Source organism: Frigoribacterium sp. 9N, assembly GCF_902506305.1.
In the GTDB taxonomy this organism is placed as follows: domain Bacteria; phylum Actinomycetota; class Actinomycetes; order Actinomycetales; family Microbacteriaceae; genus Frigoribacterium.
In genome coordinates, this window is the sequence record NZ_LR733392.1 from 719,494 (window position 1) to 745,258 (window position 25,765).

Consider the following 25,765-nt stretch of genomic DNA (forward strand, 5'->3'; position numbering starts at 1 on the left):
CTGCAAGGTAGTCTGGACACCCCGCCGCGACTCCCCGCCGCCGCTCAGCCGAGCCGGTCCGACGAGGTCGCCAGCCGACGGAGGTCCTCGTGGTCGTAGTCCTGACAGCGTTCGCCGTGGCGGCCGTCGTCGTGGCCTGCGTCGGCGGACGACTCGGCCGTTCGCTCTTCCTCTGGGCGTCCGTCGTCCCCTTCGCCGCCTTCGCCTTCACGGCCCTCCAGGGGCCCGCCGTGTTGTCGGGCGAGGTGCCCACCGAGGCCGTGCCGTGGATTCCGCAGCTCGCCATCTCGCTCACCCTGCGCATGGACGTCCTCGCCTGGGTCCTCGCGCTCGTCGTCACGGGCATCGGCGGCCTCGTGCTCGTCTACTGTGCGCGCTACTTCGAGCGGGACGAGGCCGGTCGGGCACGGTTCGCCGCCGTGCTGGTGGCCTTCGCCGGAGCGATGTACGGCCTCGTCACGAGCGACGACGTGTTCGTCCTGTTCGTCTTCTGGGAGGCCACGAGCGTCTTCTCGTACCTGTTGATCGGGCACTACACGGCGAAGCAGGCCAGCCGCGGGGCCGCGTTGCAGGCTCTCATCGTGACGACCGCGGGCGGGCTCGCGATGCTCGTCGGCCTCGTGATCCTCGCCGTCCAGGGCGGCACGAGCTCGTTGTCCCAGCTCGTCGAGCAGCCACCCACCGGGACGGTCGTCACGGTCGCCGTCGTGCTCGTACTCGTCGGGGCGCTGTCGAAGTCGGCACTCGTGCCGTTCCACTTCTGGCTCCCGGCCGCGATGGCGGCTCCGACGCCGGTCAGTGCCTACCTGCACGCCGCCGCGATGGTCAAGGCCGGCATCTACCTCGTCGCCCGTCTCGCCCCCGGCTACCACGATCAGCCCGGCTGGCAAGAGATCGTCGTCACCGTCGGGGTGGTCACGATGGTCCTCGGCGGGTACCGTGCGCTCCGTCAGCACGACCTCAAGCTGGTCCTGGCCTACGGCACGGTGAGCCAACTCGGCTTCCTGACGATCGTGGTGGGGTTCGGCACCCGCGACGCGGCCCTCGCCGGGCTAGCCCTGCTGGTCGCCCACGCCCTGTTCAAGTCGACGCTCTTCCTCGTGGTGGGGGTCATCGACCACCGGGCGGGCACGCGAGACCTGCGCAAGCTCTGCGGGCTCGGTCGACAGGCTCCCGTCCTCCTCGTGGTGACGCTCCTCGCGCTCGCCTCGATGGCCGGCGTGCCGCCGACCTTCGGCTTCGTCGCGAAGGAGGCCGTGCTCACGGCCCTCTACGACGACGCCGTGACCGGGTCGGCCTGGGGCGTCGTCGCCCTGGTCGGCGTCGTCGTCGGCTCGATCCTGACCACCGCCTACAGCCTGCGGTTCCTCTGGGGGGCCTTCGGTCGCAAGAAGGGCGTCGAGCCGGTCGACTTCGTCCGTGAGCACGTCGACTTCCTGGCGTCGCCGATCGTCCTCGCCGTCGCCGGCCTGGTGCTCGGCCTCGTCTCGTACCAGGTCGGTCCGGTCTTCGCTCGTTATGCCGACACGCTCCCCGCGGCCCCGGGCGAGCACGGCCCCTACTACCTGGCGCTCTGGCACGGTCTCGAGCCCGCGCTCGGCTTCACGGCGGTCTCGCTCGGGGTCGGGGCCCTCCTCTTCTGGCAGCGCGACCGGGTGTCGCAGGTGCAGAAGGCCGTCTCGTTCCTGCCCCGCGCCTCCGACGGGTACGTGCGGATCATGGCGACCATCGACCGGACGGCGTCGCGGACGACCGCGACGACGCAGCGCGGTTCGTTGCCCTTCTACCTCGCCACCATCCTCGTCGTGTTCATCGCCTCGTCGGTGGTGACGCTGGCGCTCAACAGCGACTGGCCGACCACCGCCGTGCTCTGGGACTACCCGGCGCAGCTGGCCATCGGCGGGTTGATGATCATCGGCGCCATCGCGTCGGCGCTCTCCAACAAGAGATTCCAGGCCGTCGTCCTGGTCGGGGTGACCGGCTACGGCATGGCCGCGCTCTTCGCGCTGCACGGGGCCCCCGACCTGGCCCTGACGCAGGCGCTGATCGAGACCATCACCCTCATCGCGTTCGTCCTCGTGCTGCGTCGGCTGCCGGCCCGTCTGGGCGAGCGAAACGGCCGCACCCACCGGGCGATCCGGGCCGTCATCGGCATCTCGGTCGGGTCCGTCATGGCCGCCATCGCCGTGGTCGCCCTGGGGGCACGCTCGATCCCCACGGTCTCCGGCGCCTTCCCCGACCTCGCCGTCGACGGCGGTCACGGCCGCAACGTCGTCAACGTGACGCTCGTCGACATCCGCGGATGGGACACCATGGGCGAGATCGCCGTCCTCATCGTCGCCGCGACCGGTGTCGCGAGCCTGGTCTTCCTGACCTCCCGCGCCGACGTCCTGCCCCGGCCCGAGCGGCGTACGCGTGCCCAGCGGTTCCTGGCACGGGTCCGGCCCGTGCGCGAGCCGGCGCCGGTCGTGCCCGTCGGCGGGGCGACGGCGCAGATCGGCGACAGCACCGAGGGCGACCGGCGCGCCTGGTTGCTGGCCGGGCGCAAACTCGCCCCGCAGAACCGGTCGATCCTGCTCGAGGTGGTCGTGCGGCTGATCTTCCACGCCATCATCGTCGTCTCGATCTACCTGCTCTTCGCCGGTCACAACCTGCCCGGCGGCGGCTTCGCCGGCGGTCTGGTGGCGGGCTTCGCCTTCGTGGCCCGGTACCTCGCGGGCGGTCGGTACGAACTCGGTGCGGCCGCGCCCCTCGATGCCGGCAAGCTCCTCGGTGCCGGTCTCCTGACGGTCGCCGCGACGGCACTCGTCCCGCTCTTCTTCGGCGTCGACGCCCTGACCTCGACCTGGGTCGAGGCCGAGGTGCCGTTGCTCGGCCACGTCGAGTTCGTCACGTCGACCTTCTTCGACGTCGGCGTCTACCTGGTCGTCGTCGGGCTCGTCCTCGACGTGCTCCGGAGCCTCGGAGCCGAGGTCGACCGTCAAGAAGAAGAGGACGCGTTCGGCCACCCGAGCGAGGTGTCCGAACCCGAAGAGGAGGCGCTCCCCGTGTCCGTCGCCGGTACGCCCCCGACCGAGCGGGGCCGCGCATGAGCGTCTCCCTCGTCCTGATCGTCGTCATGGCCGCGCTGTACGCCTGCGGCGTCTACCTGCTGCTCGAGCGCAGCATGACCCGTGTGCTGCTGGGCTTCCTGCTCGTCGGGAACGCCACGAACATCCTCATCCTCCTCATGTCCGGACGGCGCGGCGCGGCCCCCGTGGTCGACGGCAAGGCCGATCCGGCCGACTTCGCCGACCCGCTGCCGCAGGCGTTCGTGCTGACGGCCATCGTCATCACCTTCGGCATCTCGGCCTTCATGCTCGCGTTGATCTACCGGTCGTGGCGGCTGGCCCAGGGAGACACCCTCGCGGACGACGCCGAAGACCTCGAGATCGGGCGTCGCGGCGTCCCGGCCGAAGAAGAGTCCGAACAGGGCGACGGTGACGACGAGGCCGGTGGCGACAGCGAGTTCGGCAGCCGTGCCGAAGCGGCCGTGCCGACGGACGACCGGTCGCTGCGCGACGACCGGCCTCACCACGACGAGAAAGGGCACCGAGCATGAACCTCAGCTACCTCGTGCCGCTCGTCGTCCTCATCCCGCTGCTCGGAGCCGCGGCGGCCCTGATCGCCGGTCGGCGGCCCCGCTCGCAGGCCGTGGTCTCGATCGTCGCCCTGGCGCTCGTCGTCGTCATCAGCCTGGTGCTGCTCGTGGTCGTCGACACGCACGGAGCGATCGCCGTGCAGGTGGGCGGTTGGCAGGCGCCGTTCGGCATCACGCTCGTCGTCGACCGTCTCGCCGCTCTCATGCTCAGCATCTCGTCGATCGTCCTGCTGGCGGTGTTCGTGTTCTCGGTCGGGCAGGGCCAGGCCGACGGTGACGGCGAGGCACCGGTCTCGATCTACAACCCGACCTACCTCATCCTCGCCACGGGCGTGTTCAACGCCTTCATCGCGGGTGACCTCTTCAACCTCTACGTGGGCTTCGAGATCCTCCTGGTGGCCAGCTACGTGCTGATCACCCTCGGCGGCACCGAGCAGCGCATCCGGGCCGGCGTGGTCTACATCGTCGTCAGCCTGGTGTCGTCCGTCCTGTTCCTCGCCTCCATCGCGATGATCTACGGAGCGCTCGGCACGGTCAACATCGCCGACATCGCCCAGAAGATGGACACCATCCCGCCCGACGTGCAGACGATCATCCACGTCATGCTGCTCACGGCGTTCGGCATCAAGGCGGCGATCTTCCCGCTGTCGTTCTGGCTGCCCGACTCGTACCCGACCGCTCCCGCCCCCGTCACCGCCGTGTTCGCCGGCCTGCTGACCAAGGTGGGCGTCTACGCCATCATCCGCACCGAGACGGTGCTGTTCGTCGAGAGCAACGTCAACGTCTACCTGCTGATCATCGCGTTGCTGACGATGATCGTGGGCATCCTCGGGGCCGTGGCCCAGGCCGACATCAAGCGTCTGCTCTCGTTCACCCTGGTCAGCCACATCGGCTACATGATCTTCGGCATCGCACTCGGGACCGTCGAGGGCCTGGCCGCCACGATCTACTACGTCGTGCACCACATCACGGTGCAGACCACGCTCTTCCTCGGGGCGGGCCTGATCGAACGGCGAGGCGGCACGGCGTCGATCACCCGCCTGGGCGGTCTCCTCAAGGCGGCACCGATCGTCGCCGTCCTCTTCTTCATCCCGGCCCTCAACCTGGGCGGCATCCCGCCGTTCTCCGGTTTCATCGGCAAGGTCGCGCTCTTCGAGGCCGGTGCCCGGCTCGACGATCCCCTCGTGTACGTCCTCATCGGAGCCGGGGCCCTCACGTCGCTGCTGACGCTCTACGCGCTCATGCGTGCCTGGAACCTCGCGTTCTGGCGCCCGAAGGCCGATGTCGACGACCACGAGTCACCCTTCACCGAGCACCTCGAGGAGGCCCCGGGTCGGGTGGCCGTCCAGCGACGTCGCACCAACCCCCGCACCATGGTGGGCGCGACCGCGGGCATGGTGCTCGTCTCGCTCGCCCTGACCTTCGCCGCGGGCCCGCTCTACGGTGTCGCCGAACGTGCGGCCGGCCGGGTCTACGGCTCGAACGACTACGTGCAGACGGTCTTCCCGGGCGGTCAGGGCGAGACGACGTCCGACCCGTCGTCGCCCGAGCCCGAACCCGCCTCGGACTCCGCAGACGAGGGGAGCACCCCGTGACCGGCCGTCCCACCCGCGGCGAGGTCGGCCGCAGCCTCGCCCGCCAGCTCCCCCTGCTCGTCGGACTGGTCGTCCTCTGGATGGCCCTGTGGAACCAGTTCACCGTCCTGGCCTTCGTCACCGGCGTCGCCGTGGCGCTGCTCGTGACCCGGGTGTTCTTCCTGCCCCCGGTCGAACTGAGCGGCCGGTTCAACCTCTGGTACGCCGTGGTCTTCCTGGCGCACTTCGTGGTCGACCTGGTGCGCGCCTCCGTCATCGTCGCCTGGCAGGCCGTCCGACCTCGCGGCGTGACCTCGAACGCGATCGTCGCGGTGCAGCTGCACACGAGGTCGGACTTCATCATGACCCTCGTCGCCGAGGCGATCTCGCTCGTCCCCGGGTCGCTCGTGGTCGAGGCCGACCGCGAGCGGTCGATCCTCTACCTGCACGCCCTCGCGGTCGAGGACCTCGCCGGTGTCGAGGGCGTCCGCGACGGCGTCCTGGTCGTCGAGGCCCGGCTCGTCCGGGTGCTCGGCAGCGACGACGACCGCCGTCGCATCGCGGAGGGCACCCCGGCCGCGGCCGAGGTCCACGAAGCGGTCAGCCGTTCCTCGTCCCACGAAGGAGGTCCCTCGTGACCGTCGTCGCCTACGTCGTCGGAGCGCTCTTCGCGTTCGCCGGCCTCGCGTCGGTCATCCGCATCGTGCGGGGGCCGTCCATCCTCGACCGCATGATCGCGTCCGACATGCTGCTGACCACCCTGATCTGCGTCCTCGCCGCCGACATGGTCTTCAACGGCCACACCCGGACCATCCCGGTCATCCTCGCCCTCGCGCTGACGGCCGTCCTCGGCTCCATCACGGTCGCGCGCTACGTCTCGAAGCAGGATCCCTCGTGATCCCCGAGTCGGTCTACGACGTGGCGGCCTCGGTCATGCTCATCGGCGGGGCACTGCTCTCGGTCGCGGCGGGCATCGGCCTCCTCAGGTTCCCCGACGCCCTGTCGCGCATGCACGCCGCGACCAAGCCGCAGATCTTCGGCCTCATCCTGGTCCTGGCGGCGATCGCGCTCGACCAGCACACCGTGGGGACGATCGCGTCCCTGCTCGTCGTCCTCGTCTTCCAGATGCTCACCGCACCCATCTCGGCGCACATGATCGGTCGGGCGGGGTACCGCAACGGCGACCTCCTGCGCGATCGGTTGGTCGTGGACGAACTCGACGACGCCGTGGCCCGGGCAGCCGGCGAGATCGCCGAGACGACCGAGGGCGACGTCGCCGATCTCGACGTGTCCGACCTTCCCGTCGGATCGGCCGACGCGTTGGCCGTCGAGATGGACCGGGTCGGGGACTCGTCCGGGCTCGACGACAGGGAGGGTGACGACGACGCCCGCGACCACGAGGGTCGGCGGACGCGGTCGACCGGAGACGCCGCGGGGGAGCCGGGCGAGCTCTGAGGCCGTCGGCGACGGTGGACGGCACGAGCGCGGTCACGCCCTAAACTCGACCCATGCCAGAGAAGCCCACCCCGGACGGGATCGACATCAAACCCCGCAGCCGCGTCGTCACCGACGGCGTCGAGGCCACCACGTCGCGAGGCATGCTCCGTGCCGTCGGCATGGGCGACGAGGACTGGAGCAAGCCCCAGATCGGCATCGCCAGCAGCTGGAACGAGATCACCCCCTGCAACCTGTCGCTCGACCGTCTGGCCCAGGGTGCCAAGGAAGGCGTCCACGCCGGGGGAGGGTACCCGCTCCAGTTCGGCACCGTCTCGGTGTCCGATGGCATCTCGATGGGCCACGAGGGCATGCACTTCTCGCTGGTCTCACGCGAGGTGATCGCCGACAGTGTCGAGGTCGTCATGAACGCCGAGCGGCTCGACGGGTCGGTGTTGCTCGCCGGTTGCGACAAGTCGCTGCCCGGCATGCTGATGGCCGCCGCCCGGCTCGACCTCGCCAGCGTCTTCCTCTACGCCGGCAGCGTCGCCCCCGGTTGGGTCAAGCTCAGCGACGGCACCGAGAAGAACGTCACGATCATCGACTCGTTCGAGGCCGTGGGCGCCTACAAGGCCGGCAACATGAGCGACGACGACCTGAAGGCGATCGAGTGCGCCATCGTGCCGGGCGAGGGCGCCTGTGGCGGGATGTACACGGCCAACACCATGGCCAGCGTCGCCGAGGCCCTCGGCATGAGCCTCCCCGGTTCGGCGGCCCCGCCGTCGGCCGACCGCCGCCGCGACTACTTCGCCCACCGTTCGGGCGAGGCCGTCGTCGAGATGCTCCGTCAGGGCATCACGACGCGCGACATCCTCACCAAGAAGGCGTTCGAGAACGCCATCGCCGTGGCCATGGCCTTCGGTGGCTCGACCAACGTCGTGTTGCACCTGCTCGCCATCGCGTACGAGGCCGAGGTCGACCTGACCATCGACGACTTCAACCGCATCGGCGACAAGGTGCCGCACATCGGCGACCTCAAGCCCTTCGGCAAGTACGTCATGAACGACGTCGACCGCATGGGTGGCGTCCCCGTCGTCATGAAGGCGCTGCTCGACGCGGGTCTGCTGCACGGCGACTGCCTCACCGTCACCGGCAAGACCGTCGCCGAGAACCTCGAGTCCATCAAGCCGAAGCCGCTCGACGGCGAGGTGCTGCGGACGCTCGACAACCCGATCCACGCGACCGGCGGCCTCACCGTCCTCAGCGGCTCGATGGCCCCCGAGGGCGCCGTCGTCAAGACGGCGGGCTTCGACGCGTCGGTGTTCGAGGGGCCGGCGAAGGTCTTCGAACGCGAACGTGGCGCCATGGACGCCCTCACCGAGGGGCGCATCGAGTCCGGCGACGTGGTCGTCATCCGCTACGAGGGCCCCAAGGGCGGCCCGGGCATGCGCGAGATGCTCGCCATCACCGCGGCCATCAAGGGCGCAGGGCTCGGCAAAGATGTACTACTGTTGACGGACGGACGATTCTCAGGCGGCACAACCGGCCTGTGCATCGGCCACATAGCACCCGAAGCGGTCGACTCCGGTCCGATCGCCTTCGTGCGCGATGGTGACTTGATTCGGGTCGACATCGCCGCTCGCTCGATCGACCTACTCGTCGACGCCGCAGAGCTGGAAGCCCGCCGAGACGGCTGGGCACCGCTTCCCCCGCGCTACACCCGCGGTGTCCTCGCGAAGTACGCACGCCAGGTCCGCTCCGCGGCCGAGGGCGCCGTCACCTACTGACGCGTCCCACCGCCGGTCGAGCCGTCGCGACGTCGCACCCCGTGCACGGCCGCGTCCCGCACCGTCACCATCGATCACCGACCACGAACAGGGAACCGGCACTGATGCCTGCAGAGTCCACCCCCACGCCCGGCACCGCGACGCGGACGGCCCGGCCGAGCGCCGGCGCGTCCGTCGGGGCGCCGACCGCGCCTCCCGTGCTGACCGGGTCGGGCGCCATCCTCAAGTCGCTCGAGCACCTGGGCGTCACCGACGTCTTCGGGTTGCCCGGCGGAGCCATCATCCCGTTCTACGACGAGTTGATGGCCTCGACGGCGATCCGACACATCCTGGTCCGCCACGAGCAGGGCGCCGGGCACGCCGCCGAGGGCTACGCCGCCGCGTCCGGTCGCGTCGGCGTCGCGATCGCGACGTCCGGCCCCGGCGCGACGAACCTCGTCACGGCGATCGCGGACGCCTACATGGACAGCATGCCGCTGCTGGCCATCACCGGGCAGGTCTTCTCGACCCTCATGGGCACCGACGCCTTCCAGGAGGCCGACATCGTCGGCATCACGATGCCGATCACGAAGCACTCGTTCCTGGTGACCAAGCCCGAGGACATCCCGGCGACGCTCGCCGCCGCGTACCAGATCGCGAGCACGGGGCGTCCCGGCCCGGTGCTCGTCGACATCACGAAGGACGCGCAGCAGAACAGCGCACCCTTCATCTGGCCGCCCGTCGTCGACCTGCCGGGCTACCGACCGGTGACGAGGGCGCACGGCAAGCAGATCACCGCCGCGGCCCAGATGATCGCCGACGCCAAGCAACCCGTCTTCTACGTCGGCGGCGGCGTGATCCGCGCCGGGGCGTCGGCCGAGCTCAAGGCCCTCGTCGAGCTCACCGGGGCTCCCGTCGTCACCACCCTGATGGCCCGCGGTGCGTTCCCCGACACCCACCCGCAACACCTCGGGATGCCCGGCATGCACGGCACGGTGCCGGCCGTGCTGGGACTCCAGGAGAGCGACCTCATCATCGCCCTCGGCGCGCGCTTCGACGACCGGGTGACCGGCAAGGCCGAGCTCTTCGCGCCCGGTGCCAAGGTCGTCCACGTCGACATCGACCCCGCCGAGATCTCGAAGATCCGCATCGCCGACGTGCCCATCGTGGGTGACGCCAAGGTCGTCATCCCCGACCTCACGAGCGCGTTCGCCGAGGTCACGGGTGGGGTCAAGCCCGACATCACGGCGTGGTGGGAGCACCTCGAGGGTCTTCGTGAACAGTTCCCGCTCGGCTACACCCAGCCCGACGACGGCCTGCTGTCACCCCAGGCGATCATCCAGCGCATCGGGCAGCTCTCCGGCCCCGAGGCGATCTACGCCTCCGGCGTCGGCCAGCACCAGATGTGGGCGGCCCAGTTCATCGAGTACGAGCGCCCGCACGCCTGGCTCAACTCCGGAGGCGCGGGCACGATGGGCTATTCGGTCCCGGCCGCCATGGGGGCCAAGGTCGCCCAGCCCGACCGCGTGGTGTGGGCCATCGACGGCGACGGCTGCTTCCAGATGACCAACCAGGAGTTGGCCACCTGCGTCATCAACGACATCCCGATCAAGGTCGCGATCATCAACAACTCGTCGCTCGGCATGGTGCGGCAGTGGCAGACGCTCTTCTACGAGGGGCGCCACTCGTTCACCGACCTCAACACGGGTCACGAGACGCGCATGGTGCCGGACTTCGTCAAGCTCGCCGACGCCTACGGCGCCCTGGGCATCCGGGTCCGCACCGAGGACGAGGTCGACGCGGCCATCGAGCTCGCCCTCGCGACCAACGACCGCCCGGTCGTCATCGACTTCGTCGTCAGCCGCGACGCGATGGTCTGGCCGATGGTGCCGCAGGGGGTCTCGAACTCCGAGATCCAGCACGCCCGCGCCCTCGCTCCCGAGTGGGACGACGAGGCGCCGGGCACGAGCGCCTCCGACACCACCCGCGACGGCGACATGACCGGAGAACACGCATGAGCCACGTCCTGTCCCTGCTCGTCGAAGACAAGCCGGGTCTGCTGACCCGTGTCGCCGGCCTCTTCGCCCGGCGCGGCTTCAACATCGAGAGCCTCGCCGTCGGCAAGAGCGAGGTCGAGGGGCTGAGCCGCATCACGGTCGTCGTCGACGTCGAAGAACTGCCGCTCGAGCAGGTCACCAAGCAGCTGAACAAGCTCATCAACGTGATCAAGATCGTCGAGCTGGACTACTCGCAGTCCGTGCAGCGCGAGCACCTGCTGATCAAGGTGCGCGTCGACAACACGACCCGCTCGCAGGTGCTCGAGGCCGTCACCCTCTTCCGCGCCTCGGTGGTCGACGTGTCGACCGACGCCCTCGTCATCGAGGTCACGGGCGACACCGGCAAGACGACGGCGCTGCTCCGCGTGCTCGAGCCCTACGGCATCAAGGAGATCTCGCAGTCGGGCCTGTTGGCCATCGGCCGCGGCGCGAAGTCGATCACCGACCGCGTCTTCAAGAACTGAACCCGCGAGGGGTCGCGCACCGCGCCTCCTCGCCCCGACACCCCACCGTCACCACCCAAGGAGAACCACACCGTGACTGAAATCGTCTACGACAACGACGCCGACCTGTCGATCATCCAGGGCAAGAAGGTCGCCGTCATCGGCTACGGCTCGCAGGGCCACGCCCACGCGCTGAACCTCCGCGACTCGGGCGTCGAGGTCGTCGTCGGCCTCAAGGAGGGCTCGAAGAGCCGCGCCAAGGCCGAGGAGGCCGGCTTCACGGTGCAGACGCCCGCCGAGGCCTCGGCCTGGGGCGACGTCATCGTGATCCTCGCGCCCGACCAGGTCCAGCGTCACGTGTACGCCGACGACATCGCGCCGAACCTCGCCGACGGCAAGGCCCTGGTCTTCGGCCACGGCTTCAACATCCGGTTCGGCTACATCGAGGCGCCCGAGGGCGTCGACGTGGTCCTCGTCGCCCCCAAGGGCCCCGGCCACACCGTCCGTCGCGAGTTCGAGGCCGGCCGCGGCGTGCCCGTCATCGTCGCCGTCGAGAAGGACGCCTCCGGCGCCGCGTGGGATCTCGCCTGGTCGTACTCCAAGGGCATCGGCGGCCTGCGTGCCGGCGGCATCAAGACCACCTTCACCGAAGAGACCGAGACCGACCTCTTCGGCGAGCAGGCCGTGCTCTGCGGCGGGACCTCGCAGCTGATCCAGTACGGCTTCGAGACCCTGACCGAGGCCGGCTACCAGCCGCAGATCGCCTACTTCGAGGTGCTGCACGAGCTCAAGCTGATCGTCGACCTGATCTGGGAGGGCGGCCTGGCCAAGCAGCGCTGGAGCGTCTCCGACACGGCCGAGTACGGCGACTACGTCTCGGGCCCTCGCGTCATCACCCCCGACGTCAAGGACAACATGAAGGCCGTGCTCGCCGACATCCAGTCGGGCGCCTTCGCGAAGCGCTTCATCGAGGACCAGGACGCCGGCGCGCCCGAGTTCAAGGAGCTCCGCAAGAAGGGCGAGGAGCACCCGATCGAGGCCACCGGCCAAGAGCTGCGTGCCCTGTTCGCCTGGAAGCAGCAGGACTCCGACTACGTCGACGGCAGCGCTGCGCGCTGACCTCGACGCAGCACCGGAACCACCCGAGAGGGCCCCGCACCACCCGGTGCGGGGCCCTCTCGCCGTCCGCCGGCGCGGTGACGTCGTGGCATGATCTATGGCATGGCTCACAGCAAGAAGGCCGTGCACTTCGGCGCCGGCAACATCGGTCGGGGCTTCGTCGCCCAGTTCCTCCACGCGAGTGGTTACGAGGTCGTCTTCGCCGACGTGAACGACGACCTGATCGGGGCGCTGCAGTCGCAGTCGTCGTTCGAGGTGCACGAGGTCGGTGAAGACAGCCGTACGACCGTCGTCGACGGTTATCGCGCCATCAACAGCCGCACCGACGAGGCGGCCCTCGTCGCCGAGATCGCGACCGCCGACGTCGTGACCACCGCGGTCGGTGCCCGCATCCTGCCGTTCGTCGCACCGGTCATCGCCAAGGGGCTGGCCCAGCGGTCCGCCGATCGGGCGTCGCTCTCCGTCATCGCGTGCGAGAACGCCATCAACGCCACCGACTCGTTGGCGGCCGCGGTGCGCGAGCACGATCCGGCCGAGAACGCCGTCTTCGCGAACTGTGCCATCGACCGGATCGTGCCCGAGCAGGCCGGCGGCACGCTCGACGTCACCATCGAGTCGTTCTTCGAATGGGTCGTCGAGAGCACGCCGTTCGGCGAGCACCGCCCCGACATCGAGGGCGTCACCTGGGTCGCCGACCTCGAGCCCTTCATCGAGCGCAAGCTCTTCACGGTCAACACCGCCCACGCCGCGGCCGCTTATCACGGGTTCCGCAAGGGGCTCACGAGCATCCGTGAGGCCCTGGACGACGCCGAGGTCATGGCCGAGGTCCGCGGCGTCCTCGCCGAGACGAAGGGCCTGCTCGTGGCCAAGCACGAGCTCGACGCCGACGAGCAGCAGTCCTACATCGAGAAGAACCTCGTCCGCATCGCCAACCCGCACCTCCCCGACACGACCGAACGCGTCGGCCGCAACCCCCTTCGCAAGCTCAGCCGCCACGAGCGGTTCGTCGGCCCCGCGGCCCAGGCCGCCGAGCGTGGGCTGCCCTACGACGCACTCGTCCGCGCCGTTCGTGCCGCCCTCGACTTCTCCGTGCCCGACGACGTCGAGAGCGTCGAGCTGCAGTCGCTGCTGAGCTCGGGCCTCGCCGCCGACGAGCTGACGCGCACGCTGACCGGCGTCCAGGACGACCACCCGCTGTTCCCCGCGTTGCTCGCGGCGGTCTCGTCCAAGCTCACCGCATGACTCCAGCCGACCCGCGGGTGCCGACCGGCGGCGACGCCGACGACGCCCTGACCTGGGGTGACGAGGCCGACAGCAGCCACGTCGAGGGCCCTGCGCCGACGGGTCGTCCGCGTCGTACCCGGCGGTCGGACGGTGCAGGCGACGAGCCCGTCGACGAGTCCGACGACCCGGACGCAGAAGACGAGGACGACGTCGACGACGGCCCTGCGGTGATGAGTTCGGCGTCGCTCGTGGTCCACGGCGTCCTCGGCGGCGTGTTCCTCCTCTGGGCCGCGGGCTGGATCGTCGCCGTGGGCGACTTCACCAACCCGTTCACCGATGCGATCTCGTCGCTCATGTGGAACCTCGGCGAACTGTTCGCCGTGGTGGCCCCGATCGCGTGGTTCGTGGCGGTCATCGTCCTCGTCCCCGTCGATCGCACGGGCCGTCGCCTCGCGTGGATGGCCCTCGGCGCGCTCCTCGTGGCCCCCTGGCCCCTCGTGACGGGAGGCTCCGCATGAACGACCACGGCCACGACCACGGCCACGGCCACGACCACGATGCCGTCTCGGTGACGGCAGGCGACGCGAGCGAACCGGGCCGCGCCTCCTTCTTCTTCTACCTCGCCGTGGCGATCGTCTTCGCCGTCTTCTTCGCCTTCGACCTGTTCGAGGCCATCTCGAACCTCGTGCTCGTGCCGCAGGTCTTCACGCAGAACAACGAGTTCTACCGTGAGAACGGCCTCGACGGCCTGGTGGTCTCACCCCCGTGGGTGCCGCTCATCGTGGGTGTCGTCGTGCCGCCGCTGGCCTTCGTCGGGGCGATCGTGGTGGGGCGCCGTCGTGAACTGTGGAAGTTCACGCTGGCGCTGTTCGCGGCCCTGGGTCTCGTGGCGGCCGTGTCGCTGACCCTGACGGCCTACGTCACGACCGTCTGAGCGAGCCAGGAGGCGCGGCTCGGGTCCGTGACGCCGCCCACCGGGGACGTCGTCATGCGGACGTAACGATCCGCGCGAGTCGATAGAGTCGTCATCAGCCGCGCCCACGGCGCGTCGCGGCCCCTCACCGAACATCATCCAGAGAAGGACGTCCGCCCCGTGGCCAAGCCCGTCGTGTTGATCGCAGAAGAACTGTCACCCGCAACCGTCGACGCCCTCGGGCCCGACTTCGACGTGCGATCGGTGGACGGCACCGACCGCCCCGCACTGCTGGCCGCCTTGGCCGACGCCGACGCGATCCTCGTGCGGTCGGCGACGCAGGTCGACGCCGAGGCCATCGCCGCCGCCCCGTCGCTCAAGGTCGTCGCGCGCGCCGGCGTCGGGCTCGACAACGTCGACATCAAGGCGGCCACCACGGCCGGCGTCATGGTCGTCAACGCACCGACGTCGAACATCATCTCCGCCGCCGAGCTGACGGTCGGGCACATCCTCAGCCTCGCGCGGCACATCCCGGCAGCGCACTCCGCCCTGGCCCAGGGGCAGTGGAAGCGGTCGAAGTACACGGGCGTCGAACTCTACGAGAAGACGGTCGGCATCGTCGGCCTCGGCCGCATCGGCGCCCTCATCACGGCGCGCCTGCAGGCCTTCGGCGTGAACGTCGTCGCCTACGACCCCTACGTCACGCCGGCCCGCGCCCAGCAGCTCGGGGTCACGCTGCTGTCGCTCGACGAGCTGCTCGCCACGAGCGACTTCGTGACGATCCACATGCCCAAGACCCCCGAGACGACCGGCATGATCGGCCTCGAGCAGATGAAGGCGATGAAGAAGTCGGCCTTCGTCGTCAACGTCGCACGCGGCGGCCTCATCGACGAGGACGGCCTGTACGAGGCCCTGACCACCGGCGAGATCGCCGGTGCCGGACTCGACGTGTTCGTGAAGGAGCCCCCGGTCGACCAGAAGCTGCTGGGTCTCGAGAACGTCGTGGTCACCCCGCACCTCGGTGCCTCGACGGACGAGGCGCAGGAGAAGGCCGGCGTCTCGGTGGCCCGCTCGGTGCGGCTCGCACTCGGCGGCGAGCTCGTCCCCGACGCGGTCAACGTGGCCGGCGGCGTCATCGACCCCTACGTGCGACCCGGCATCCCCCTGGTCGAGAAGATCGGTCAGGTGTTCTCGGGCCTCGCCGACAGCCCGTTGACGAGCGTCGACGTCGAGGTGCGCGGCGACCTGGTCGAGTACGACGTCAGCGTGTTGAAGCTGGCGGCCCTGAAGGGCATCTTCACGAACATCGTCAGCGAGTCGGTGAGCTACGTGAACGCGCCGTTGCTGGCCGAGCAGCGCGGCATCACCGTGCGTCTGCTCACCGACCCGACCAGCGACGAGTACCGCAACGTCATCACGCTGCGTGGCTCGCTCAGCGACGGCTCGCAGATCTCGGTCTCGGGCACCCTGACCGGCACGAAGCAGGTCGAGAAGATCGTCGAGATCAACGGCTACGACGTCGAGGTCCCCCTCGCGGCCCACCACCTCGTGATGGTCTACACCGATCGCCCCGGCATCGTGGCGGTCTACGGTCGCGAGTTCGGTGACGCCGGCATCAACATCGCGGGCATGCAGATCGCCCGCCAGAGCGCCGGTGGCCAGGCGCTGAGCGTCCTGACCATCGACAGCCCCGCGCCCGACGAGCTCGTCGAGAAGGTGCGCGTGGCCATCGACGCCAAGACGCTGCGCGAGATCGACGTCACGCTGTAGTCACGGCGGCCGACGACGAACCGCCCCTCATCCGGTCAGGCCGGAGGGGGGCGGTTCGTCGTCGGGGAGTGCCCGTCGCGGGTGGGGCTAGAGCTCGATCGACTCGTGCGCCTCGAGCTTCACGGCGTCGCCACCGATCGACTGCGCGGACGCCTTCATGCGGTCGAAGTGCATGGCGAGCCCGGGGCCGGAGAGGGTCTGCTCGTGGGTGGGGAAGGCCAGTCGGGGCGCGACCGCCGCGACGTAGTCGATCACCTCGGCCACCTTGAGCCAGGGCGCCCCGACGGGCGTCGCGAGGACGTCGACCGGCACCGGCGGGACCGTGAACTGGTCACCCGGGTAGAACAGCGATCCGTCGACGAGCACGCCGACGTTGTCGACGACCGGGATGCTCTCGTGGATGACCGCGTGGCGCGAGCCGTGGAACGCCAGCGTGAAGGGGCCGACCTCGACCGTGTCTCCGTCGCCGACCACGTGCACGTCGAAGCCCTCGGCGGCCGTGGCCACACCCGCGGGGCCGTAGACCGTCGCGCCGGGGTTCGTGGCGAGCAGGTGGGTCAGCTGGTCGGGCGTCCAGTGGTCGGCGTGCTCGTGGGTGACCACGACGGCGTCGACGTCGTGCAGGTCGATGAGGGGAGCCGTGAACGACCCGGGGTCGACGACGAGCTTGCGCCCGTCCTTCTCGAGGATCAGGCAGGCGTGTTCGAGCTTCGTGAGGCGCATGACAGCGACTGTACGCGCGTCAGCTGGCTCGATCTCGACGCGCCGGTGCCTCGATTTGTGACGGGCTCGCGCGGTGTGGCATACTCGACGAGTTGCAAATACGGCCCCATCGTATAGCGGCCTAGTACGTCGCCCTCTCACGGCGGTAACACGGGTTCGAATCCCGTTGGGGTCACCAGCACCGATATGAAACCGCCAGGCTCTCGCCTGGCGGTTTCTTCGTTTCCGGTACACGGTCCGACACGGCACGGCCCCGCATGGTCCGACCCGGCACGGTCCGACCCGGCACGGTCCGACCCGGCACGGTCCGACCCGGCACGGTCCGGCGCAAGACCGGACGACATGACGAGAGACCGCCGGGCGATCGCCCGGCGGTCTCTCGTGCTGCGACCGGGTTCAGCCCTTCGTGGCGCCGGCCAGCAGGCCGCGGACGAAGAACCGCTGCAGGGCGAAGAACACGATGAGCGGCACGATGATCGAGATGAACGCCCCGGCCGTGAGCAGCTCCCACGACTGGCCGTACGACCCCGAGAGGTCCTGCAGCGCCTTGGTGATCGGCAAGCCCTGACCGGACGTGAAGACCGTGGCCACGAGGAGGTCGTTCCAGACCCACAAGAACTGGAAGATGCCGAACGAGGCGATCGCGGGCATCGACAGCGGCAGCACGATGCGGAAGAACACCTGCCCGTGACCGGCGCCGTCCATGCGGGCGGCTTCGATGACCTCGGCCGGGATCTCCGAGATGAAGTTGTGCAGCATGAAGATGGCCAGCGGCAGGGCGAAGATCGTGTGGGCGATCCAGACCTTCGCGAACGAACCGTCGAGACCGTTCACCCCGAGCCCCGGCAGGATGTACAGACCGCCGATGCGCAGACCGTCCGAGAACAGGCGCAGCAGCGGCACGAGAGCCATCTGGATCGGGACGATCTGCAGGGCGAACACCAGCACGAACATCGTGTTGCGTCCCTTGAAGTCGATCCAGGCGAACGCGTACGCCGCGAGACTGGCGATCGTGATCGGGATCAGCGCCGCCGGCAACGTGATCACCAGCGAGTTCACAAACGCCTTCCCGAGCGTGAGGCTGTCGCCCGAGTTGAGGGCGTTCACGTAGTTGTCGAGAGTGAACCCCGGGTTGGCGAAGACGGTCCACCATCCGGTGGTCTTGATGTCGTTCGCGGGCCGGAACGACGAGATGAACAGCCCGGCCGTGGGCAGCGTCCAGATCACGGCGATGATCAACGCGGCGATGGTGGCGCCGCGGCTGGTCGTGCCCTTCTTCAGCTTGCCGCTCGAGGTCTCGATCTTCGCGATTCCTCGCTTGAGCTGTCTCTCGGTGCCCGAGCCGACGGCGACCCCGACGGGGGTGGGTGTGGCAGTCATCGGATCTCCCTCTGCTTCTGGATCTGGCGGGCGTTGTAGATGACGATCGGCAGCACGAGCACGAAGAGGATGACCGCCAGCGCCGAGCTGTAGCCGGTACGGCTGCCGAGCTGGAACTGCCGGACCATCTCGAACGCGAGGATCGTCGTGTCGTTGCGTCCGCCGGTCATGGCCGAGACGATGTCGTAGACCTTCAGCGAGGCGATCGAGATGGTCGTCAGCACGACGATGATGGTCGTTCGGATGCCGGGGACGGTGATGTGCCGGAACGCCTGGAACCCGTTGGTGCCGTCGAGCGACGCCGCCTCGAGTTGCTCGGCGGGGACGCCCTTGATCGCTGCCGACAGCACGGTCATGGCGAATCCGGCCTGGGTCCAGATCAGCACGATCACGAGCAGCAGCGTGTTCCACGGTTCGAGCCCCAGCCAGTCGACCGGCTGGCCGCCGAAGGCGACGAGGATGCCGTTGAGCAGGCCGATCTGTTCTCCCTGACGGATGTCGTAGAAGAACTTGAAGATGATCGAGGCGCCGACGAACGAGATGGCCATCGGCATGAACACGAGCAGCTTGAGGAACTTCTCGCCCCGGCTCTTGTCGATGAAGACGGCGTAGGCGAGGCCGATCGCGGTCGCCGTGATCGGTGCGAGCAGCACCCAGACGAGGGTGTTGCCGAAGGCGGTCAGGCCGTCGGGGCTCGTGAACACCCAGACGAAGTTGTCCAGCCCGGCGAAGCCCGATCCGTCGTTCTTCATGAAGGCCTGGCCGGCGGTCGTGATGGTCGGGTAGATCAGGCCGATGACGAGGAAGAACACGGCTGGGGTCATGAAGGCGATCAGCTGCAGCGAGTAGCCGGCACCGCGTTTCGAGCGGTAGTCGAGCAGGAACAGTCCGCCTCCCAGGACGGCCGCGACGGCGGCGACCCAGATGACCGAGTTGTAGAGGCCGAACGCCAGCAGCACGACGACCGGGACGACCACGCAGACGGCCAGTCGGATGATCGTGTACTGCGTGCCTCGGCGGGGGGCGAACTCGACGAAGACGAGCACCACGGCCACGAGGGCGGTGAAGGCGATGAGGATCAAGGGGATCTGCGCCAGGGGCGGGATTCCCGCCAGCCACTGGAAGAAACTGGACATCTCTGTCCTTTCACGTTCGGGTCCGAGCAGGACGCGGCCCGTCGCCGCCGCCGCTCGGAGCGGCGAGCGGGGCGGCGAGCGGGCGCGGGGTCAGGGGCCACCGACGTGCGGTGGCCCCTGTGGCGCGGGTGTTACGAGGTGTAGCCGGCCTGGATCTCGTCGAGCACCGTGTCGGTGTCGGTGCCGTCGATCCAGTCGACCATGCCCTTCCAGAAGCTGTCGGAGCCGACCGACTTGGGCATCAGGTCGGAACCGTCGAAGCGGAAGGTGGTGTCGGTGCCCTGCAGGATCTCGACGGCGCCCTTCAGCAGGTCGCTACCGGCGTTCTCGGGGTCGAGTCCCTTGTTGGCCGAGATGACTCCGCCGAGCGAGACGCGGCTGTTCGCCCAGTCGGCGCTGGCGAGGTAGGCCTGCACCTTGGCGGTGTCGTCGTCGTTCGAGAACGCCGCGACGAACTCGCCACCGCCGGTGACGGCTGCGGGGTCGCCTTCCTTCATGGGCGGGGTGAGGAAGGCCCAGACGTCGCCGTCCTCGGCGACCGTCGCCGGCTGTCCGCTGGCGTTGTTCGCCGCCGTCAGGAAGCCCTCGAAGAACGAGGCCTGGTGGGTCAGGGCGCAGCTGCCGTTCGCCACGTTGGTCGCGACGTCTCCGAAGGCGGTCGAGTTGATCGACTTCACGTCGCCGTAGCCGGCGTTGACGAGGGTCGGGTCGAGCAGGATGTCGCCGACCGAGTCGAACGCGGCCTTGATCTCGGGGTCGGTGAACTTGGTGTCTCCCGCGACCCACGAGTCGTAGGCGTCGGGTCCGGCCTCGCGCAGGACGAGGTCCTCGACCCAGTCGGTGCCGGGCCAGCCGCTGGCCTCGCCCGAGTTGAAGCCGGCGCACCACGACGGGCCGCCGGTCTTCTCCTGGATGGTCTTGGACAGGGCGACGAGTTCGTCGTAGGTCTTGGGGACCTCGACGCCCCACTCCTCGAACTTGGCGGGGGAGTACCAGACGTAGCCCTTGACGCTCGCCATCAACGGGGCGCCGTACTGCTTGCCGTCGACCTGACCGTACTTCTGCCAGTCCTCGGACCAGCCCTCCTTGACGTTGGCCAGCGCGTCGGCGGGCAGCTCTTGTACCTTGCCCGAGGCGACCGTGTCGGCCAGCAGGCCGGGCTGGGGGAAGATCGCGAGATCGGGGGTGTCGCCACCCTGCACCTTGATGCCGATCTGCTTCTCGAACTCCTTGTCGCCCGTGTACTTGATCTCGATGTCGTTGGCCTTCTCCCAGTCGGCCCACGACTGCTCGAGCAGGGTCGCCTCGTCGCCGTTGATCGTGCCGTAGACGTTGACCACGCCGTCGGCGGTTCCGACGTCACCGGCACCCGCGCCTCCGGCGTTCGGGTCGTTGGGGTCGGCCGTGCCGGAGCATCCGGCCAACAGGAAGCTCGACGCCGCCAGGATGGCCAGGGGGCCCGTGAAGCGGCGGTGCAGGGATGCTCGCATTGGTGTCTCCTCATTGAGTCGCAAGAACGGACGGCCCGTGCTGTCGGGGTGATCGTCCGCCGCACGTCGTCGTCGACGCGCGTCGACGATGAGTGTCACATACTCGCAGGAGGCGCGCAACCGCGTCTGCTAGCGAGTCCGTTCCGACGGGGCGGCGGCCGACGTGCCCCGCACGACGAGACGGGGGGCGACGAGGACGTGGGGGGCGTCGTGGCGTCGACCCTCGATGCGGTCGACGAGGTCGTCGACCGCGGCGGCGGCGATGTCGGCTCCGGGAGGGTTGACGGTCGTGAGCGGCGGCGAGGTCATCTCGGCGGCGAGGTCGCCGATGCTCAGCGCGACGACCGTGAGGTCGTCCGGGATGGACCGGCCGGCCGCCGCCGCGGCCTGCACGAAGCCGGCGAGGGCCATCTCGTTGAACGCCAGCACGGCCGTGGGGCGGGCCGTCGAGGTGGCGAACGCGTCGAAGGCCCGGCGGCCGCCCGGGACGGAGTCGGTGGCGGCGTGCGTCTCGAGCGACAGGCCCCGCTCGTCGGCCGGGCCGCGCAACGCCCTCGTCGTGCGGTCGAGCGGACCCGACCCGCGCTCGGGGGCCCGGATGCTCTGACCGAGGAAGAACACGCGTCGGTGGCCGAGGTCGGCGAGGTGGTCGACGGCCTGTCGCGCCAGCGAGTCGTAGTCGGCGTCGACGAACCAGAGTCCCTCGACGTCGTCGGGGCGACCGATGTTCGTGAACGGCAGGCGCGACCGCGACAGCACGGCGACGCGGTCGTCGCGCGCGGTGAGCTCCATGAGGATCACGCCGTCGACGAGGCCTTCGCTGACGAGGCTGCCGAGTCCTTCGACGTCGTCGATGGGGTTCGACCACAGCAGCAGGTGGTAGCCGCGCTCTCTCGCCCGGTCGGTGGCCGCCGCCACGTACTCGAACTCGGACGACGTGACGCCGCGGCGTCCGTAGGGGTAGTGCAGGGCGAGGATGCCGCCCCGTGCGCCGGCGAGACCCCGGGCGAACGCGTTGGGGGTGTAGTTCAGCTCGGCCATCGCCGCCTCGACCCGGCGGCGGGTGGCGACGGAGATGGTCCGTCGCCCGCTGATGGCGTACGACACGGTGCTCGACGAGACGCCTGCCAGACGCGCCACGTCGTCACGGGTTGCCGGCATACTCGTCCACCTCGTCGTCGATCGTGTGCACAGCATACGAGCGACGGCCCCGTGGTCCGCGCGGCCGACCGGTCCGTCAGAGGCGCGCTAGGTCGGCCACACCGGTCGGAACTGCACGCTGATGCGTGGGCCGACGGCCTTCTTGGTCTTGGCGATGGCGTGCTCGTGGGTCCGCTGGCAGCTGCCGCCCATCACCAGGAGGTCGCCGTGGCCGAGCGGGAACCGTCGGGTCGTGCCGGTCGAGCGGGACCGCACCGCGAGCGTGCGGGGTGCCCCGAGCGAGAGGATGCCCACCATCGTGTCGCGGTCGATCGTGCGCCCCACGTGGTCGCCGTGCCAGGCGATGCTGTCGTCGCCCGTCCGGTAGAAACACAGCCCCGCCCGGTCGAAGCGCTGCTCGACGGGGGCGCCACGCTCGAGCGCGTAGTACGCGTTGAGGTCGTCTCGAGCCTGCACGAGCACCGGATCGGGGAGCGCGTCGCCCGCGTCGTAGGAGGAGACGAGCCGGGGCACCTCGACCACCCGGTCGTACATCTGGCGCCGGTCGGCTCGCCACGGCACGTCGGTCACGAGACGTTCGAAGAGGGCGTCGGAGTTCGACGCCCAGCCCGGGACGACGTCAAGCCAGGCGCCCTCGCCGAGGTCGAGGTGGTCGACGCGCGCGCCGGGCGGCGCGAGGTCGGGGCCGTCGGACAGGCCGTCGAGCAGCGAGGCGGTGAAGGGGACGCTCATGCCGACACCATACGCCCGATTCGAACACGCGTTCGAACGGGCGGCCGAGGCGTCACCCTCCGGACGAGCCCGCCGGGACCGCGACGCGCTCGGGGGAGACCAGCACCCGCGCGACCCCCTCGACGTCCACGTCCACCAGTCGCCCCGCCCAGGCGTAGACCTGCAGCTCCGCGGCGTGCTCCCAGAGGGCGCGCCCGCTCGAGAGGTCGAACGCGACGAGGGTCGACCGCCCACCCGAGGTGCCGTAGGCCAGGGCGTAGCCGACCGTCCGTCCCGCCGCCGCGAGGACGGCTCCGTCGGGCAGCGACAGGCGGGCGCCGGCCGAGCCGCTGGAGCCGTCGAGCGCACGGACCACCACGGGCCCCGGGCCTGCGGCGGTCGCCGTCGCGAAGACGCGGTCGTCGGTCTGGCCGGGCAGGCCGTCGACGGCGGACGAGCTCGACGCCGGGTCGGTCCACCGCACGTCTCCCGTCGCGAGGTCGAGGCAGGTCACCGTCTGCGCGCGCACGTCGGTGACGGCGAGACAGGAACGCGTCACCGAGTAGCCGCCCCGGACGTCCCGGTCCGAGCTCCAGAGGCGCTCGCCGTCGGCGGTCAACGCGACGAAGCCGGCGTCCCCTCGTCCCGTGGCCGCGCCTCCTCGGGGGGCGTAGACGACGTCGTCGTGGACGACGTAGCCGATGAGGCGGTCGAGCCGTGCCGCCCAGGGGCGCTCGGTACCGGTGGCGAGGTCGACCTGGACCGAGCCGTCGGCCCGCGCGACGACCAACCGGTCGCTCAGCGCGAGGGCGACGCCCGTGGTCGAGGCGGGTCCGCTCCACGTCACGCGGTCGAGGTCGCGGGCGTCGCGCAGGTCGTAGCGGTAGACGCCGCCGACGCCCTGCTGCCGACCGGTCACCACGACGGCCCCCACGGTCTGGAACTGGTCCCCGTCACCCGCCGAACCGGTCTCGACCACCTCGACGGGTCGCCCGGTCTCGACGGACAACGTCATCAGCACCTGCTCGCCGTCGACCGACGCCCGGACGAGCACGAGTCCCGCCTCGTGCACCGCCGTCACGGACGAGACGAGGGCCGGGCCGGTCAGGCCGAGCCCGGCGAGGTCGTCGGCGACGTCGTGCACCCAGCGGAAGGTGCCGCGGTCGACGTCGAGCGCTCCGATGCGCGTGCCGACCCCCTGGGTCGGGGTGGCGCAGTCGCCGTCGTTGGCGAATCCGTAGGTCCAGGCCCCGGCCGCGCTCACGAGTGCGAGCCCCTGCGCGACGGGCGTCGCCCGGTAGCGGAGGCACTCGGCGGGGGCCCCGGGGGCGAGAGCGGCACGGAGGTCGACGCGCCACCCGGTGGTGCCGGGTTCCTGCCGGAGGTCGTCGACGGCGATGCCCTGCCACGGCGGGTCCGACCCGTACTCGGGCTGCGTCGGCGCGACCAGCACCGTGGTCGCCAGCGCCGCCAGGACCACGGCGGCGTAGACCACGGCGAGGCGACGTCCCGCCCTCACGACGTCGCCCCGACGCGGGCGGTGTCCACGAGTCGTCGGGCGATCCCCTGGTCGTCGATGCGCACGAGATGACCGCCCCAGAACACCACGGTGCCCGAGGACGAGGTCGCCCACAGCGGCCGACCGTCGTCCAGGTCGAGGGCCGCGACGTCCCGCCCCGACGAGCGACCGTCCTCCGTCTGCAGGTAGAGCACCGACCGGCCCGCCGCCGCGAGGTCGTCGAGCAGCCCCACGGACGAGCTGAAGCGGGTGTGCCCGTCGGCGCCGTCGAGGGCGAGCAGGCGCGACCCGCCCGACCGCTGCACGACCACGAAGACGTCGGTCGCGCGCTGACCCGGCACGGCCTCGACCGCGAACGGGGCGCCGAGGTCGGTCCTCCAGCGGACCGAGCCGTCGCGGGGATCGAGGCATTCCGCGGCCGTGTCGCCGTCGGTGACGACGACCACGCAGGACGGCGTGACGGCCAGGCGGCGCCCGGAGGTGGGTCGGCTCCAGACGGCCTCCCCGTCCTCGTCGAGCGCCTCGACGGTGCCGTCGGCCCTGGTCCTCTCGATGCCGAAGGCGACGACGCGGCGCCCCTCCCCGGTCGTCACGGGCGAGCCGACGGGCGGCACGGCGATCTCGTCCGGTGAGGCCGCGAAGGGACGTTCCCGGCCCGTGGCGGCGTCGACGAACACGGTCTCACCGCCCCGTGACACGAGGGCGCCGTCGTTCAGCAGCGCCGGAGAACTGCCCGAGTCGACCCCGCCCTCCCACACCGGGTCGGCCAGACGCGAGGCCTCGACGAGTTGGTACCGATCGCCCGACCCCGCGATGCCCGAGAAGGTCCGCAACTGCAGGGGTCCCCGCGAGTCGACGCTCACGCTGGGCAGGTCGCGCCGGCCACGGGTCGACTCGACGAGCGAGCCGTCGCGCAGGTCGAGGGCGGCCAGCACGGTCGCCCCCGTCGTCTGCGTCTGGACCAGCACGCGACCGGCCGAGGGGACGACCTGCGTCGCGGGGATGCTCAGGGCGTCGGTGTCGGGGACGTCTCGGGCCAGGTCGTGCACCCAGCGGACCGTGCCCGTGGCCGTCTCGACCAGCCCGACGAGGCTCGTGCTCGCCTCGGACGCGTACGAGCGGCAGGCCGGCGCCCCCAGGGCGTCCCCGAAGTCCAGGTCGACCGAGGTGCCGACCGCCACGAGTCCGTCGACCGCGGGGGAGGTCCAGAAGTTCAGGCAGCGCCGCGGGGCGTCGGGGGCGAGCGTCGCCGCGAGGTCGAGCGTCCAACCGGTCGCGTCCGGCGACCGTCGGAGGTCGTCGACCGCGAGCCCCGTCCACGGGCGGCCGTCCCCGTAGTGCGGAGCCACCGAGACCGCCCCGGCGGCCACGAGCGTGGACGCCACGACCAGGGCGCCGAGCACGGCGGCGACGCGACGACCCGGGGAGGCGCGGTGCCAGCGACCGACGACCCGCGCCTCCCCGGGGTGGTCGCGTGCGCGCTCGGGGTGGCTCATGGTCGGCCTCCTCGTCGAGCGCAGCCGTCGTCCGCCCGACGGGTGTCGTCATGCTATTCGGAGCCCTCGTCCCACGCGCTCGCCGCAGCCCCCGGGTGCGCCGGGAATGACCGTCCTCGGGGCGGGGTTCACCCCACGACCGTCGAGAAACGTGCCGGAGGCACTGGCGTAGACTCCACGGATCATCTTTCCGTCGATACAGGAGAAGG

22 protein-coding genes and 1 tRNA gene are annotated in these 25,765 nt (G+C 70.3%); 15 read left to right on the forward strand and 8 right to left on the reverse strand.

The window, feature by feature from the left end; all coding sequences use genetic code 11:
* Positions 1–89: 89 nt before the first annotated feature.
* The 14 genes from ARTHRO9V_RS06470 to serA all read left to right on the forward strand — a co-directional run bounded on the left by ARTHRO9V_RS06470 (position 90) and on the right by serA (position 15,940).
* A complete protein-coding gene (locus tag ARTHRO9V_RS06470; protein ID WP_159826225.1) occupies positions 90–3,092 on the forward strand; it encodes a Na+/H+ antiporter subunit A in 3,003 nt (1,000 codons plus the stop codon).
* The gene (locus ARTHRO9V_RS06475) at positions 3,089–3,601 is read left to right on the forward strand and encodes a Na(+)/H(+) antiporter subunit C (RefSeq protein WP_159826227.1); all 513 of its coding nucleotides are present in this window, start codon (positions 3,089–3,091) and stop codon (positions 3,599–3,601) included. Before ARTHRO9V_RS06470 ends, ARTHRO9V_RS06475 begins: the two co-directional genes overlap by 4 nt.
* Positions 3,598–5,235, forward strand: coding sequence for a Na+/H+ antiporter subunit D (locus ARTHRO9V_RS06480; protein ID WP_159826229.1), 1,638 nt, complete (start codon positions 3,598–3,600; stop codon positions 5,233–5,235). The genes ARTHRO9V_RS06475 and ARTHRO9V_RS06480 overlap by 4 nt, the downstream gene beginning before the upstream one ends.
* Complete coding sequence (locus ARTHRO9V_RS06485) at positions 5,232–5,852, forward strand: Na+/H+ antiporter subunit E (protein WP_056046254.1); 621 nt, start codon at positions 5,232–5,234, stop codon at positions 5,850–5,852. Before ARTHRO9V_RS06480 ends, ARTHRO9V_RS06485 begins: the two co-directional genes overlap by 4 nt.
* Entirely contained in the window at positions 5,849–6,112 is a 264-nt protein-coding gene (locus ARTHRO9V_RS06490) for a monovalent cation/H+ antiporter complex subunit F (RefSeq protein ID WP_054145652.1), read from the forward strand. Before ARTHRO9V_RS06485 ends, ARTHRO9V_RS06490 begins: the two co-directional genes overlap by 4 nt.
* Entirely contained in the window at positions 6,109–6,669 is a 561-nt protein-coding gene (mnhG, locus tag ARTHRO9V_RS06495; RefSeq protein WP_236556953.1) for a monovalent cation/H(+) antiporter subunit G, read from the forward strand. Before ARTHRO9V_RS06490 ends, mnhG begins: the two co-directional genes overlap by 4 nt.
* A gap of 53 nt (positions 6,670–6,722) precedes the next feature.
* Entirely contained in the window at positions 6,723–8,435 is a 1,713-nt protein-coding gene (gene ilvD / locus ARTHRO9V_RS06500; protein ID WP_056046252.1) for a dihydroxy-acid dehydratase, read from the forward strand.
* 104 nt (positions 8,436–8,539) lie between these two features.
* Positions 8,540–10,432, forward strand: coding sequence for an acetolactate synthase large subunit (locus ARTHRO9V_RS06505; RefSeq protein WP_159826231.1), 1,893 nt, complete (start codon positions 8,540–8,542; stop codon positions 10,430–10,432).
* The gene (ilvN, locus tag ARTHRO9V_RS06510) at positions 10,429–10,935 is read left to right on the forward strand and encodes an acetolactate synthase small subunit (RefSeq protein ID WP_043593980.1); all 507 of its coding nucleotides are present in this window, start codon (positions 10,429–10,431) and stop codon (positions 10,933–10,935) included. Before ARTHRO9V_RS06505 ends, ilvN begins: the two co-directional genes overlap by 4 nt.
* Positions 10,936–11,007: 72 nt before the next feature.
* Positions 11,008–12,033, forward strand: a complete 1,026-nt coding sequence (gene ilvC / locus ARTHRO9V_RS06515) for a ketol-acid reductoisomerase (RefSeq protein ID WP_159826233.1) — start codon at positions 11,008–11,010, stop codon at positions 12,031–12,033.
* A 102-nt stretch (positions 12,034–12,135) separates the two neighbouring features.
* On the forward strand, positions 12,136–13,275 hold the full coding sequence (locus ARTHRO9V_RS06520; RefSeq protein WP_056046248.1) for a mannitol-1-phosphate 5-dehydrogenase: 1,140 nt from the start codon (positions 12,136–12,138) through the stop codon (positions 13,273–13,275).
* Complete coding sequence (locus ARTHRO9V_RS06525; protein WP_159826235.1) at positions 13,272–13,775, forward strand: hypothetical protein; 504 nt, start codon at positions 13,272–13,274, stop codon at positions 13,773–13,775. Before ARTHRO9V_RS06520 ends, ARTHRO9V_RS06525 begins: the two co-directional genes overlap by 4 nt.
* Complete coding sequence (locus tag ARTHRO9V_RS06530; RefSeq protein ID WP_159826237.1) at positions 13,772–14,191, forward strand: hypothetical protein; 420 nt, start codon at positions 13,772–13,774, stop codon at positions 14,189–14,191. Before ARTHRO9V_RS06525 ends, ARTHRO9V_RS06530 begins: the two co-directional genes overlap by 4 nt.
* Before the next feature lie 159 nt (positions 14,192–14,350).
* Positions 14,351–15,940, forward strand: coding sequence for a phosphoglycerate dehydrogenase (serA, locus tag ARTHRO9V_RS06535; RefSeq protein WP_056046242.1), 1,590 nt, complete (start codon positions 14,351–14,353; stop codon positions 15,938–15,940).
* Positions 15,941–16,027: 87 nt separating this feature from the next.
* Here serA and ARTHRO9V_RS06540 read toward each other — a convergent pair whose 3' ends face one another.
* Positions 16,028–16,663 (reverse strand): MBL fold metallo-hydrolase, encoded by a 636-nt coding sequence (locus ARTHRO9V_RS06540; RefSeq protein ID WP_159826239.1) that lies wholly within the window; start codon positions 16,661–16,663, stop codon positions 16,028–16,030.
* A 102-nt stretch (positions 16,664–16,765) separates the two neighbouring features.
* On the opposite strand from ARTHRO9V_RS06540, the gene ARTHRO9V_RS06545 reads away from it, so the two are divergent.
* Positions 16,766–16,841: transfer RNA gene (locus tag ARTHRO9V_RS06545), tRNA-Glu, on the forward strand.
* Positions 16,842–17,059: 218 nt separating this feature from the next.
* Here ARTHRO9V_RS06545 and ARTHRO9V_RS06550 read toward each other — a convergent pair.
* The 7 genes from ARTHRO9V_RS06550 to ARTHRO9V_RS06580 form a co-directional block, all read right to left on the reverse strand.
* Positions 17,060–18,043, reverse strand: a complete 984-nt coding sequence (locus ARTHRO9V_RS06550; RefSeq protein ID WP_159826241.1) for a carbohydrate ABC transporter permease — start codon at positions 18,041–18,043, stop codon at positions 17,060–17,062.
* Entirely contained in the window at positions 18,040–19,179 is a 1,140-nt protein-coding gene (locus tag ARTHRO9V_RS06555; protein ID WP_056046238.1) for a carbohydrate ABC transporter permease, read from the reverse strand. The genes ARTHRO9V_RS06550 and ARTHRO9V_RS06555 overlap by 4 nt, the downstream gene beginning before the upstream one ends.
* Before the next feature lie 131 nt (positions 19,180–19,310).
* Positions 19,311–20,669 carry an ABC transporter substrate-binding protein gene (locus tag ARTHRO9V_RS06560; RefSeq protein ID WP_159826243.1) on the reverse strand — a complete coding sequence of 453 codons (1,359 nt, stop codon included), beginning with the start codon at positions 20,667–20,669 and terminating at the stop codon, positions 19,311–19,313.
* A 129-nt stretch (positions 20,670–20,798) separates the two neighbouring features.
* Positions 20,799–21,830 carry a LacI family DNA-binding transcriptional regulator gene (locus ARTHRO9V_RS06565; RefSeq protein ID WP_159826245.1) on the reverse strand — a complete coding sequence of 344 codons (1,032 nt, stop codon included), beginning with the start codon at positions 21,828–21,830 and terminating at the stop codon, positions 20,799–20,801.
* A gap of 87 nt (positions 21,831–21,917) precedes the next feature.
* Positions 21,918–22,562, reverse strand: coding sequence for an alpha-ketoglutarate-dependent dioxygenase AlkB (locus ARTHRO9V_RS06570; RefSeq protein ID WP_159826247.1), 645 nt, complete (start codon positions 22,560–22,562; stop codon positions 21,918–21,920).
* Between the two features lie 52 nt (positions 22,563–22,614).
* On the reverse strand, positions 22,615–24,060 hold the full coding sequence (locus tag ARTHRO9V_RS06575; RefSeq protein WP_159826249.1) for a PQQ-binding-like beta-propeller repeat protein: 1,446 nt from the start codon (positions 24,058–24,060) through the stop codon (positions 22,615–22,617).
* A complete protein-coding gene (locus tag ARTHRO9V_RS06580; protein ID WP_159826251.1) occupies positions 24,057–25,556 on the reverse strand; it encodes a PQQ-binding-like beta-propeller repeat protein in 1,500 nt (499 codons plus the stop codon). The genes ARTHRO9V_RS06575 and ARTHRO9V_RS06580 overlap by 4 nt, the downstream gene beginning before the upstream one ends.
* Between the last annotated feature and the right edge of the window lie 209 nt (positions 25,557–25,765).